Raw genomic sequence first — 13,220 nt, 5'->3', positions numbered from 1 at the left:
AGGGCGGAAGCATGCGAAGCTACGAACGGTCAAAAACCGCTTACGAAGAAGCGGTGAAATTGATGCCGGGCGGGGTGAACAGCCCGGTGCGCGCCTTCAAGTCGGTCGGGATGACGCCGATTTTCATGGCGCGCGGCCAAGGAGCGAAAATTTACGATATTGACGGCAATGAGTACATTGATTACGTACTGTCATGGGGTCCGCTCATTTTAGGGCATGCCAACCCGCAGGTCGTGGAAGCGTTGAAGCGCGTGGCGGAACAAGGCACAAGCTTTGGCGCTCCGACATTGCTTGAAAATGAGCTCGCCAAGCTCGTGATTGAGCGGGTGCCGTCGGTGGAAATCGTGCGGATGGTCAACTCCGGTACGGAGGCGACGATGAGCGCCCTCCGCTTAGCGCGCGGCTACACGAAGCGCAACAAAATTATCAAATTTGAAGGCAGCTACCACGGCCACGGCGATTCGCTGCTCATTAAAGCCGGATCCGGCGTGGCGACGCTCGGCCTGCCGGACAGCCCGGGCGTGCCGGAATCGGTCGCCCAGCATACCATCACGGTGCCGTACAACGATTTCGACAGCGTCCGCTATGCGTTTGAGCGGTTTGGCGAAGACATCGCCGCGGTGATCGTCGAACCGGTCGCCGGCAATATGGGCGTCGTTCCACCAGTGCCTGGCTTTTTGGAAGGGCTGCGCGAGGTGACGAAACAATACGGAGCCTTATTGATTTTCGACGAGGTCATGACCGGGTTCCGCGTCGATTACCACTGCGCCCAAGGGTATTATGGCATTGAGCCGGATTTGACGTGCCTTGGCAAAGTGATCGGCGGCGGCTTGCCGGTTGGGGCGTACGGGGGCAAAGCCGAGATCATGGAGCTTGTCGCGCCGAGCGGGCCGGTGTACCAAGCCGGCACGCTCTCCGGCAATCCGCTCGCCATGACGGCCGGGTACGAGACGCTCCGCCAGCTGACGCCGGAAACGTACGAAGAGCTTGGCCGCAAAGCGGCGCGCCTTGCGGATGGGCTTCATCAGGCAGCAGAGAAATACGATATCCCGCATACGATCAACCGCGCTGGGTCGATGATCGGCTTTTTCTTCACGAACGAGCCGGTGGTCAACTACGAGACAGCGAAAACGTCCGACTTGGAGCTGTTTGCCGCCTATTATCGGGAAATGGCGAATGAAGGCATTTTCCTGCCGCCGTCGCAATTTGAAGGGCTGTTTTTGTCGACGGCGCACAGTGATGATGATATTGAATATACGATTGCCGCTGCTGAGCGGGTGTTTGCCCGTCTGCGCGGATAAGGAAAGGGGCTGCCGACGGTCGGCAGCCCAATTTTTTATCATACCGCCTCGTTTCCGTTCATACAATGGATAATGTCATAGAAACTATTTGCCGAAGGGACGGAAGGAGGAGGCCCGGTTGGAGCAATCGTATTTGCGTTTTTCATTGGAAGAATCGGTCTGGTTTAAAAGAGGACAGGAAGTCGCCGAGTTTTTATCCATTTCTCTTGATCCGGTCATTTCCGTCGATGAGTACGACCAATATATTACGATCCGCGGCGCGCTTGAGTTGAGCGGCGAATTCCACCAAGCGGGCGAAGGGCAGGCTGAAGCGGATGACGACGTGTTTGAGCTGGCTGGTTATCGGTTCATTCAGCACATTTCGGTGCGCGAAGACGGGATCAGCGAACTGTCGCACCGCTTTCCAATCGATATTACGATTCCAAAAAACCGCATTCGTTCCCTTGAGGATGTGTACGTGACGGTTGAATCGTTTGATTATGATTTGGATGAAAACGGAAGATTGCTGATCACTGCCGACATTTCGATCAGCGGCATTAGTGAAGCGCCGCTTGACGATGATTTGCCGGACGATGAGGAGGACGATGAGCCGCTGTTTGCCCCGTTTGAATCAATCGCCCGCAAGGAAGCGGCCGGTGAGGAAGCGTTTGCTTCCGTGGATGATCTCACCGATGAGGCGGATGAACAGCCGGCTTTTGCCGCCGACGAAACGACCGTTTCCGTCATGGAGCCGGCCGCCATACGTCATGAAGAAACGGAGGCTGAGAAAGAAGAGGAGGCCAAAGAGCCGTTTTTGCCGCTTGAGACGGAAACGAAGGAGGTCAGCGCACAGACGGAGGAAGACATCGCTTCGCTGCTGCCGCCAACTGAGGCGAAGGTATCAATCGGGGCGGCGAAAAAGGCGGTTGAGGAAGAAGAAACGAAAACAAAAAGCGAAAATGCGCTTTACTTGACGAAACTGTTTGCGAAAAGCGAGGAGAAAGAGTTTACGAAACTGAAAATTTGCATCGTCCAGCAAGGAGATTCATTGGACAAGATTGCCGAACGGTATGATGTGACCGTCTCACAGCTTTTGCGCGCCAATGATTTGGAAAGCCCAGATAACGTGCACGAGGGGCAGCTGCTCTATATTCCGGCCATGGCGGGAAGCCGTCCTTTCTCATGAAAGGAACGCTTTCCGTTTCTTTTGCCGATAAGGGGGCGTAACAAATGGCCGCACAGGCTGACCGATATGAGGCTGTGCTCGCCCAGTACGGTCTTCGTCCAGAGCGCATGGAGCAGCGAGGCAAAGCCGTCAAAGTATACACGAACCGCGGTGTTTTCGCCTTAAAGCCGCTTGAAAGCGAGCAAGAAGCCGCCGCCGTTTGGCAGTCTCTTCAGCATGGCGGCCCCCATTGTCTCCCGCTTTACCTGACGCGGCGGCGGTCGCTGTTTGCCACAGAAGGCAGGCGCCTTTATTATTTGCAAGCATGGCATGACGGCGAATCAAAGGTGGAGAAGGATGCGGTGGACGCCTTTTTTCGCGAGCTCGCCCGCCTCCATCGCGCCACCGTCCGTACGATCGAGGTGAGTGAGGAAGAGGCGGCGGCGTACCGAAAGCAAAAAAAGGACGAATGGCAACGGGCGCGGATGGTTTGGGAAGAACGGATTGAGCGGTACGAAGCGGCGTGGTACATGTCTCCGTTTCAGCTCCAATGCTGCACCTATTTTCATGAGGTGATGCGCGCGTACTCGTTCGCTGAAGAACGGCTCGATGTGTGGGAAGAGACGCTCAAAGAGACGAAGCAATGGCGCATCGCCTGGGTGCACGGCAAAGCGCGCCTCTCCCACCATCTCCCGCCGTATTGGATCAGTTGGGAGCGGGCGCATTGGAATTCGCCGCTCTTTGATGTGATCGCCGCGCTCCGTTTTCACGTACAGACAATGCCGCCGCTTGGGCGCGAGTGGCTTGAAGGGATGGGGGAGTACGAGAAGGAGCTGCCGCTGTCCGACGGGGAGCGGGCGTTTTTATACAGCCATTTGGCGGAGCCGCGTGGGTTTGTCCGCTGTTTGGAGCGGTATGAGGCCGCTTCGCGGAACGAGCGGAACGAACGGGAATATGTGACCGCGCTGCAACGTTGTTACTGGGCGTTCAAAAACATGGAGGCCGTTGTCATGCATCTTGTCCAACGCGACGCCGCGCAGCAGGAAGAGGCGATGGATAATGAACAGCCGGTGGATGAAAGCAGCAATGGTTAAATGGATTTTGAATCCAGCCCAACAAAACGGCGTCGCACTAAATCCATTCCAAATGGAGCGCCACGGCAATGAAAACGAAGATGGCCAATAAAATGACATCAAACGTCGTTGGCAGAAAAATGGTGCGGATCGCTTGAAAAATGGTGAGCGGGATGATCACTTGGGCGCAGACGGCGCGCACTTGCCGAAGCCAAGGCGGCCATGAATACGGGTTGAATCGCCGCATCGGTGTTCCCTCCTTCTCCGGTTTACTATACAATATGAAACGTGCGGTGGTTTGTCACCAAATGCACACGGATGGAATAAATAAATAAAAACTTGGCAAAGATGATGGACAATGGTAGTATAATAATCGAATCATGACGACAAAAGCGAAGACGGGGAGGAGTACAGCGGTCCGCGCCTGCAGAGAGGGAAATCAGAAGCTGCGAGATTTCCTAGGATGACGGCTGCTGGAAGGTCGCCCTTGAGCTGCTTCTTTGAAAGGCGCTGCTGCCGAGTAGAGGAAGCCGGCATCATGCCGTTATGCCAATGAAGCGCTTAAGCTTCTAGAAGGCCGGTCAACTAAACTGATTGTGGGCTCGCCAGCCGATGTTTCACCGGTGGGTTGGCCGTGTTGCGGTTCTCTTCATCACCAGCCTTCTAGGCTTAAGAAAAAAGGTGGTACCGCGAAAGCAGCTCCTTTCGTCCTTTTCGGATGAAAGGGGCTTTTTTGCTTGCCGGCTGCGCGGCATTGCTTAGTGGGAAGCCGCCGTCGCCGCATTGTCCATCATGTTGAAGGAGGGAAATGAAACATGGCACAGCACGAAGTGTCGATGCCACCCAAATACGATCATCGCGCCGTTGAAGCCGGGCGCTACGAATGGTGGCTGAAAGGAAAATTTTTTGAAGCGACCGGTGATCCGAACAAACGACCGTTTACGATCGTCATCCCGCCGCCCAACGTCACCGGCAAATTGCACTTAGGGCATGCGTGGGATACGACGCTGCAAGACATCATTACGCGCATGAAGCGGATGCAAGGGTATGACGTCCTGTGGCTTCCGGGAATGGATCACGCCGGCATCGCCACCCAGGCGAAAGTCGAGGAAAAATTGCGCCAGCAAGGGCTGTCGCGCTACGATTTAGGCCGGGAAAAATTTTTAGAAGAAACGTGGAAGTGGAAGGAAGAATACGCCGGCCATATTCGCAGCCAATGGGCGAAGTTAGGGCTTGGGCTTGATTACACGCGCGAGCGGTTTACACTTGACGAAGGGCTTTCCAAAGCGGTGCGCGAAGTGTTCGTCTCGCTCTACCGGAAAGGGCTCATTTACCGCGGCGAATACATCATCAACTGGGATCCGGTGACGAAAACCGCGTTGTCGGACATTGAGGTTATTTATAAAGAAGTGAAAGGCGCGCTCTACCATATGCGCTATCCGCTCGCTGACGGCTTCGGCTACATTGAAGTGGCGACGACCCGTCCGGAAACGATGCTCGGCGATACGGCCGTTGCTGTGCACCCCGATGACGAGCGGTACAAGCACTTGATCGGCAAAATGGTAAAACTGCCGATCGTTGGCCGCGAAATTCCGATCATTGCCGACGAATACGTCGATATGGAGTTCGGATCCGGAGCGGTCAAAATTACGCCGGCGCACGACCCGAACGACTTTGAAATCGGCAATCGCCACAACTTGCCGCGCATTCTCGTCATGAACGAAGACGGCACGATGAATGAAAACGCCATGCAATACCAGGGGCTTGACCGGTTTGAATGCCGGAAGCAGATCGTCCGCGATTTGCAAGAACAAGGCGTTCTCTTTAAGATTGAAGAGCATGTTCACTCGGTCGGCCATAGCGAACGAAGCGGCGCAGTTATTGAACCGTATTTGTCGACGCAATGGTTCGTGAAAATGAAGCCGCTCGCCGAAGCCGCCATCAAGCTCCAGCAAACCGACGGCAAAGTGCAGTTCGTGCCGGAACGGTTTGAAAAAACGTATTTGCATTGGCTTGAAAACATCCGCGACTGGTGCATTTCACGCCAGCTTTGGTGGGGGCATCGCATCCCGGCATGGTACCATAAAGAAACGGGTGAAATTTACGTCGACCATGAACCGCCCAAAGACATCGAAAACTGGGAACAAGACCCCGATGTGCTCGACACATGGTTCAGCTCGGCGCTTTGGCCGTTCTCGACCATGGGCTGGCCGGATGTGGAATCGCCGGATTACAAGCGCTACTACCCGACCGATGTGCTGGTCACCGGTTATGACATCATTTTCTTCTGGGTGTCGCGCATGATTTTCCAAGGGCTCGAATTCACCGGCAAGCGCCCGTTCAAAGACGTGCTCATCCACGGCCTCGTCCGCGACGCCCAAGGGCGGAAAATGAGCAAGTCGCTCGGCAACGGCGTCGATCCGATGGATGTGATCGACCAGTACGGCGCCGATGCGCTCCGTTACTTCTTGGCGACCGGCAGCTCGCCGGGGCAAGACTTGCGCTTCAGCACAGAAAAAGTCGAAGCGACGTGGAATTTTGCTAACAAAATTTGGAACGCCTCGCGCTTTACCTTGATGAACATGGGCGGCATGACGTACGAGGAGCTTGATTTGAGCGGCGAAAAAACGGTCGCCGACCATTGGATTTTAACGCGCCTCAACGAAACGATCGACACGGTGACGAAGCTTGCTGAGAAATACGAATTCGGCGAAGCGGGGCGCACGCTGTACAACTTTATTTGGGACGACTTGTGCGACTGGTACATTGAAATGGCGAAATTGCCGCTTTACGGTGACGACGAAGCGGCGAAAAAGACGACGCGCTCCGTGTTGGCGTATGTGCTCGACAACACGATGCGCCTGCTTCACCCGTTCATGCCGTTCATTACCGAGGAAATTTGGCAAAACTTGCCGCATGAAGGCGAATCGATCACCGTCGCTCCGTGGCCGCAAGTGCGCCCTGAGCTGTCGAACGAAGAAGCGGCGGAAGAAATGCGGATGCTTGTGGACATCATCCGCGCCGTCCGCAACGTCCGCGCCGAAGTGAACACGCCGCCGAGCAAGCCGATTGCGCTCTATATTAAGGTGAAAGATGAACAAGTGCGGGCGGCGCTCATGAAAAACCGCGCCTATCTTGAGCGGTTCTGCAACCCGAGCGAGCTCTTGATTGATACAAACGTTCCCGCGCCGGACAAAGCGATGACGGCGGTCGTCACCGGCGCCGAGCTCATCATGCCGCTTGAAGGATTGATCAATATTGAGGAAGAAATGAAGCGGCTTGAAAAAGAGCTCGACAAATGGAACAAAGAAGTCGAGCGCGTCGAAAAGAAACTGGCGAATGAAGGCTTTTTGGCGAAAGCGCCGGCTCATGTCGTCGAAGAAGAGCGGCGCAAGCGGCAAGATTACATCGAAAAACGCGAAGCCGTCAAGGCGCGCCTCGCCGAGCTCAAACGGTAGACAAACGATCTTGCTGTTGATTATGATGAAGACGAATCCGCTTGCGGGCGGGTTCGTCTTTTTCGATAGGGATGATGATGCCGAAGGAAAATGCCTTCGACATATACGATCCAGTCTTGGCCCCGATTGCCGCATGAAACCGGAAGCAGGACAAGACAACAACGAACAAGGAGGATGATGAACATGGTTCGAACGTATGAAGAAGCAGTCGCTTGGATTCACGGGCGGCTGCGGCTCGGCATGAAACCCGGGTTGAAACGGATGGAATGGATGATGGAACAACTCGGGCACCCGGAACGCCGCGTCCGCGCCGTCCATATCGGGGGAACGAACGGCAAAGGGTCAACGGTCGCCTATTTGCGCTCGATTTTGCAGGCGACGGGCTATTCGGTCGGCACGTTCACCTCGCCGTATGTCGAGCAGTTTAACGAACGAATCAGCATAAACGGCCAACCGATTCGCGATGAAGAGATCGTAGAGCTCGTGCAAACGATCAAACCGCTTGCGGACGAATTGGAACAGACGGAACTTGGCGGACCGACCGAGTTTGAAGTGATCACGGCGATGATGTTGTATTATTTCGGCAAACAAAACATCCAAGACATCGTGCTCATTGAAGTCGGACTCGGCGGCCGCTTGGACTCAACTAACATCATTTATCCGCTCCTTTCCGTCATTACGAACGTCAGCTACGATCATATGAACATCTTAGGCGATACGCTCGATCAGATCGCCGCGGAAAAAGCGGGGATCATTAAATCAGGGATTCCGCTTGTGACAGCGGTCAACGAGCCCGAGGCGTGGGAAGTGATCGCCAAAACGGCGGCGGAGCGGAAGGCGAAAACATATCGTCTCGGCGTTGATTTTACTGTAACAGACTGGAAAACGATCGCCGAAGGAGAGCAGTTTTCCCTCGCCACGCCGTTTGCCGAATATCGCGATTTGCGCATTCAAATGCCCGGCGCCCATCAAGTCGAAAATGCGGCGGTGGCGGTGATGGCGGCCGAACTATTGCGCCTTGGCTATTCGTTTTTGATCGAGCCGGAGCATATCGCCGATGGGCTGGCCACAGCCGCTTGGCCCGGCCGGTTTGAGCGGGTGAGCGGCAAACCGCTCATCATTCTCGACGGCGCCCATAACGAAGCCGGAATTCGCGCCCTTGTCGAGACGGTGCGCGCTCATTATCCCGACAAGCGCGTCCATGTCTTGTTCGCCGCGCTGACCGACAAGCCGCTGGAGCGGATGATTCAACGGCTTGATGAGCTCGCGGATACAATCACGTTTACCACGTTTGATTTTCCGCGCGCGGCAGCGGCGGAACAGTTGTATGCTCTTTCATCCCATCGGCATAAGGCGACTGTTCATCGTTGGAAGAAGTGGATCGGTGAGCAGAAAACACGTTTGTCGGCTCAAGAAATGTTGCTGATTACGGGGTCTTTATACTTTATTTCCGAAGTGAAAAAAAGCTTGTGTAAGAAAAATTTGCTATCAACAACGTCTATGAAATGGTATAATGAAGATAAAGAAAAATAGGTAATTTGTCATGAAACGGGGAGAGGAACATGAGGAAAAGGAGGTTTTTCCAAGCTCTTACAGCGTCGGTCTGGGCATTTTTGCTCATGTTTTGCACAGGTGGGAAGGAGGTTGCCGTTCAAGCCGCTTCTTCCTCTCTGCCATCGCTTCAATTGCAGTTTTCTTCGTCACAATCAGAGTACGCCAAGCCGCCAAACGGCGATGCCCAAGGCCGGCTCGATGTGACGCTCGTTCCACAAGGCGCTGTTTCAGGAATCATCCGCCCGCCGATCGATGTCGTGTTTGTCATGGACGTGTCGGGGTCGATGACGGCAATGAAGCTGCAAAGCGCCAAATCCGCTCTGCAAGCGGCGGTCAACTACTTTAAGTCCAATTACAACCAAAATGACCGCTTTGCTCTTATTCCGTTTTCCGATGGAGTGCGGGAAGCAAGTGTGGTTCCGTTTGGGAAGTACTCGAATGTTGCAAGTCAGCTTGATGCCATTCTCAATACCGGCAACAGCTTGACCGCCGGCGGCGGAACGAACTATTCGGCTGCTTTGTCTCTTGCTAAATCGTATTTCACGGATCCAACGAGGAAAAAGTATATCATTTTCTTAACGGATGGCATGCCGACGGTGTTGAATACAGTCGATACGATTACGTATCGGGAGGTTAAACCGAAATTTCGGGGCGGATATCGGTATACAGGGAATAGAGTAACCGGTTCTCTTTCGGTCACATACGAATTGTACAGCGATGGATGGACTGCCGGTATCCGTTTTACCGACAACAAAGGATATTCTCGCCAATTTTACAGCGATGGGCAAGATTATGTTAATGGATGGTGGGTGTCTTGGGATAACGGCTATTCGTTCACTTACAGCAGCATCGAAAGGAAAATCCGAGCCGATGCCACAGCGGTGGCGAAAACGCTCGGGATGAACAATATCACTCTTTACTCAATCGGCTTCGGCGACAATGATGAAGTCGATATGGACTATTTACGGTCGCTTTCAGCGACTGCCGGCGGCGAGGCGCGCCAAGGAACGACGCAAAATTTGACCGCCTTGTTCCAACAGTTTTCCCAGCTTGCCACCACGCCGGCGATCACCGGAACGATCCGCATCCCGCTTTCGTCGTTTGGCGGCAATGTCGCCGTTGCGGAAAACGGCCAAGTATGGCTGGATGAAAACAAGCAAAATGCGTATATTTCGTTTTCCATCCCATACCAAGTTGGCCAGGGCACACCGGCGCCGGTGACAGTTCCGATTCCCGTGTCATTTAAAGCAAAAGGGACATATACGTTCAATGCTGAACTGACGTATCGGGATGTGTATGGCCAACCACAGCCGGCTGTGACGAAAACGGTGACCGTCACTGTCAAAGATGAAGCGCCGCCGTCGTTTACTGGAACGGTGAAGCTGCAAGGGTTGACCAATGATGTCACGAGCTTAATCAAACGCGGGGCCACCGATGGCGACGACAACCGCTTCCGGGCTACGTATTCGTTGTCGCTTGTCGGGTATGTCGGCAATGCGACCGGGACGATCAGCAATGTGAGCATTGTCCAAGAACTGCCCGATGGCATCTCCGTTGTTCCCGATGACAAAGTCACAACCTATGTGGAGAATGGCAAGCGTTATGCCAAATGGTCTTTCACCAATCAAACGTTCGACTACAGCCAGCTCAACAAACTGACGCTCTCGGCGCAATGGGTGATGCAGGCGGACTTTGCCATGAACAGTGTTCAATTGCCGCCAGCTTCGGTGACATTCACCGACAGCCGTTATGGCGCCCAAACATCGACGCTCGTTCCGCCGGCGGAACGAATCGGCATGACAGTTCGTTTGGATGATTTTCCATACTTTTACTATGAAGGGGATGGAAAGGGTACTATCACAAAACACAAATTTTCTGCTTTATCAGACGACATTGTCGGACAGGCGAATCCCAATTCTAATTCCAATTCATATGGATTATTGCCGTTACCTGTCAAAGCGCTGCAATATGACCCGAATGATGATGGCGTGCTGCTTGTCACGTACAGCAACGGCCAGACGGTACCGGTGTACATTAAACCCCATCTTTCCGTTGTGACAGCCAATGGCGTCGTGCCAAACGGAGCGACGACTTATGAGGCGCCGACCGTTAAAATAACCGGGTTGGTAGCCGGTGAAGGGGTGTCATATCAGTACCAAGCAGTGCGAAATGGGGTGGCATCCGCTTGGACGCCGCTCTCGTCGCCGTATGTTGTTGCCATTTCCAATGACGGTTCCTACACGGTGAATGTGCAGGCGTCAGGAGGATTGACGAGAGGAACGGGTTTAACGAGCGCAGCGTTTACGTATACAAAGCTGATTACAGAACTGAAGCTTGGTTCATATCAGGCGACGATGAATGTCGGAGATACGCAGACGATTCCAGTGACGATCGTTCCGAGCGATGCGACGAACAAAACGTTGGCATGGTCATCGAGCGACAATACGATCGCCGTGGTGCAAAACGAAACCGTGACAGCGCTAAAGCCTGGAACGGTCACCATCACTGTCCGCTCGACAGACGGAGGAAATGCGTCAGCGACGGCAACGATTCGTGTGATTGATCCGTACGTACCGCTTACAGGCATGGCGTTCCGCAATCCGATTCTATACATGAATGTCGGCGATCAACTCGAAGTGGCGCCAGAACTCCGTTTCATTCCGGAAAATGCGACGGACAAGGCGCTTCGCTCTGTTGTAACGTCTGACGATCGGTTTGTCAAAGTGGTTCAAGAAAATGGGAAATGGTATTTGCAAGCGGTTGATGTCGGATATGCCATCATCACGGCGACAGCCGAGGTGAAAGCGCTGGATGGCCGGGATATTCAAGCTGAGGCGACCGTCATTGTCCGATCGCCTTCCACCAACCAAAATGGCGGGAACGGCGGCAAATGGTAGCCATGAATAAAGCGCGGCCTCCCTTTCGGGAGCGCCGCTTTCCGTTTTGAATCAAAAATGCCTCCTTCATTCTACTTCCAATCGGTCGACCACGAGCGAAATGCGATTGACAAAAGGAAGTCCTGTCCCTTGTTCAACAAGCATTTCAGGACGATAGCGGACGACGAGGCGTGAGGATAACGGATCACTTCCTGGCGTAAACCGGTCCGGTTCTCCGTTTTCCCCATTGACTTGACCGCGGAATGCGTTGACGACAAGCCCATTGATGTCTGTGTCTGGAGCTGTTGCTCCGTTTCCGCGGGCGAACAGCCCGCCTTCGATATACAAGTAGGATCCAACGGCATAAATCGTGGCGCTGCTGTCTGTGTAAAAGTATCCTTTCAAATTCGGTGTCGGAATGGTTGGGTTATTGAATTCATTAATACGGGAAATATCGAGCGGACCTTTCGACAGCAACACAACACCTTTGTTGTTTAGCGCCCGTTCGATCCGGCTTTGGTAAATTTTCGTGCTCCCGGTGACGTAGATGCTTGCGTCAAGCCGCAAGTTGCCTGTCAAAGTTAAATCACCGAGGACGATAAAATTTCCGCGTACGCTGACAAATGTACTGGGATTTGTCGGCCCATCAAGGCGAAGATCGCCGTTGACAATGAGCCATTGGTTGACTCCGCTGTTCTGAATATCGACATCTCCTCTCAAAACGCTGTTTCCATCGAGGTAGAGCGGTTTGGTTTTGGACTGCTCTTTGATCACTTCTTCAAGCGTTTTACGTGGATCGTTTGGATCCGGTTGATTCGATTGGATCGAGGTCCATTGATTGGACAACTCTGCCACTAACGTGTGAAGTTGGCTATTTTTGTCCCCGGCTTTTTGAATGGATTCCATTTGCTCAATGTAATCGGATGACGGGGGCAAAATTCCCGATGCTTGCAACAGTTTGTCGGCCACAGTAAGGTCAAAATCGACATCGATAAAATCTTCGTTTTCTTGCCTGATGGTTGGCGCCGGTTCTGGCACATCCGTCGGCCAACGAGGCGCCCAATTGGTCTTCATGCGAAAACGGCCTTGTGATGCTTCCCAGCAACCGGTCGTTTGCCCGCATGCATTCAATTGTCCGTCGTTTGTATACCAAATCGAGGAAGAGGATAAAAGCGGCATGCCGGCGTTAGACGAATTGACGGTCAGCTGTCCGTTTGCCTTCACATAGTTGGTCGCGTTGCTGGCATAGGCGTTTTGCCCTGTGTATACATTCCCGTTTTCGACATAAACCCCGCCGTTGAGGACCACTGTTTCCTTTGAGCCAAGCGCATATTTCAAAAAGCTTGGCGTATTGGTCACAAAGACGAGCCGCTTGACGGTTCGCGTCCGATGGCCGTCATTGAACGTTTTCGTTAAACGAAGGGCGCGAAGAAACACTTGGTTTTTGGGAATATCATATTGCTCGCTTTCATCTTCCATGATCACCCCGTAGCGGTCGCGCAGGCGGCCGGCGATCGTGTCTTCTCCAGGAGACGAGCTGCCAAGCCCGAGAAACTGATCCCATTGGTCAGGCGCAAAAATACGATGGCGGACCAAAAAATTTGGATCCGATAACTCTGCTTTCAGATCGGCGACCGCCTCGTTGACATCCGTCTTCGCCTCATGCAGCGATTGTACGTCATCCACGCGCACGGTGGTGAATTGGGCGTGCTCGACGGCGGTGGTGACAATGGTTAGACCTAGCAATAAAAAGACGGTGATGACCAACAATGTTGTAATCAAACTATATCCTCGCTGATCTCGGCGCATAGGGC

8 protein-coding genes and 1 other annotated feature are annotated in these 13,220 nt (G+C 53.5%); of the genes, 6 read left to right on the top strand and 2 right to left on the bottom strand.

Annotated features, from left to right (window positions below):
• Window positions 1-11 precede the first annotated feature (11 nt).
• The 3 genes from hemL (at window position 12) to ysxE (ending at window position 3,539) form a co-directional block, all read left to right on the top strand.
• Window positions 12-1,301, top strand: a complete 1,290-nt coding sequence (gene hemL, locus NSQ51_RS12160) for a glutamate-1-semialdehyde 2,1-aminomutase (protein WP_049624176.1) — start codon at window positions 12-14, stop codon at window positions 1,299-1,301.
• A gap of 118 nt (window positions 1,302-1,419) precedes the next feature.
• Window positions 1,420-2,466, top strand: a complete 1,047-nt coding sequence (gene spoVID, locus NSQ51_RS12155; RefSeq protein WP_121649953.1) for a stage VI sporulation protein D — start codon at window positions 1,420-1,422, stop codon at window positions 2,464-2,466.
• 44 nt (window positions 2,467-2,510) lie between these two features.
• On the top strand, window positions 2,511-3,539 hold the full coding sequence (gene ysxE / locus NSQ51_RS12150; protein ID WP_121649952.1) for a spore coat protein YsxE: 1,029 nt from the start codon (window positions 2,511-2,513) through the stop codon (window positions 3,537-3,539).
• A 37-nt stretch (window positions 3,540-3,576) separates the two neighbouring features.
• On the opposite strand, the gene NSQ51_RS12145 is transcribed toward ysxE, so the two are convergent.
• Window positions 3,577-3,765 (bottom strand): hypothetical protein, encoded by a 189-nt coding sequence (locus NSQ51_RS12145; RefSeq protein ID WP_011232115.1) that lies wholly within the window; start codon window positions 3,763-3,765, stop codon window positions 3,577-3,579.
• 139 nt (window positions 3,766-3,904) lie between these two features.
• Window positions 3,905-4,234 (top strand) — a binding site (T-box leader).
• A gap of 99 nt (window positions 4,235-4,333) precedes the next feature.
• On the opposite strand from NSQ51_RS12145, the gene NSQ51_RS12140 reads away from it, so the two are divergent.
• From NSQ51_RS12140 to NSQ51_RS12130, 3 genes are all read left to right on the top strand, one after another.
• Window positions 4,334-6,976 (top strand): valine--tRNA ligase, encoded by a 2,643-nt coding sequence (locus NSQ51_RS12140; RefSeq protein ID WP_121649951.1) that lies wholly within the window; start codon window positions 4,334-4,336, stop codon window positions 6,974-6,976.
• A 183-nt stretch (window positions 6,977-7,159) separates the two neighbouring features.
• Complete coding sequence (locus NSQ51_RS12135; RefSeq protein ID WP_121649950.1) at window positions 7,160-8,509, top strand: folylpolyglutamate synthase/dihydrofolate synthase family protein; 1,350 nt, start codon at window positions 7,160-7,162, stop codon at window positions 8,507-8,509.
• A gap of 29 nt (window positions 8,510-8,538) precedes the next feature.
• Window positions 8,539-11,427: a VWA domain-containing protein gene (locus NSQ51_RS12130; RefSeq protein ID WP_121649949.1), complete on the top strand. Its 2,889-nt coding sequence runs from the start codon at window positions 8,539-8,541 to the stop codon at window positions 11,425-11,427.
• Between the two features lie 66 nt (window positions 11,428-11,493).
• On the opposite strand, the gene NSQ51_RS12125 is transcribed toward NSQ51_RS12130, so the two are convergent.
• The gene (locus NSQ51_RS12125; RefSeq protein WP_121674092.1) at window positions 11,494-13,215 is read right to left on the bottom strand and encodes a hypothetical protein; all 1,722 of its coding nucleotides are present in this window, start codon (window positions 13,213-13,215) and stop codon (window positions 11,494-11,496) included.
• Window positions 13,216-13,220: the final 5 nt, after the last annotated feature.

The organism is Geobacillus sp. FSL K6-0789 (assembly GCF_038593135.1).
GTDB lineage: Bacteria > Bacillota > Bacilli > Bacillales > Anoxybacillaceae > Geobacillus > Geobacillus stearothermophilus.
This window is presented reverse-complemented; position numbering and strand designations above follow the sequence as displayed.

Excerpts from the sequence above, each read along its gene's own strand:
- NSQ51_RS12145 (WP_011232115.1), bottom strand. The coding sequence starts at position 3,765 with ATGCGGCGATTCAACCCGTATTCATGGCCGCCTTGGCTTCGGCAAGTG.
- NSQ51_RS12125 (WP_121674092.1), bottom strand. The coding sequence starts at position 13,215 with ATGCGCCGAGATCAGCGAGGATATAGTTTGATTACAACATTGTTGGTC.
- hemL (WP_049624176.1), top strand. The coding sequence starts at position 12 with ATGCGAAGCTACGAACGGTCAAAAACCGCTTACGAAGAAGCGGTGAAA.
- NSQ51_RS12130 (WP_121649949.1), top strand. The coding sequence starts at position 8,539 with ATGAGGAAAAGGAGGTTTTTCCAAGCTCTTACAGCGTCGGTCTGGGCA.
- ysxE (WP_121649952.1), top strand. The coding sequence starts at position 2,511 with ATGGCCGCACAGGCTGACCGATATGAGGCTGTGCTCGCCCAGTACGGT.
- NSQ51_RS12135 (WP_121649950.1), top strand. The coding sequence starts at position 7,160 with ATGGTTCGAACGTATGAAGAAGCAGTCGCTTGGATTCACGGGCGGCTG.
- NSQ51_RS12140 (WP_121649951.1), top strand. The coding sequence starts at position 4,334 with ATGGCACAGCACGAAGTGTCGATGCCACCCAAATACGATCATCGCGCC.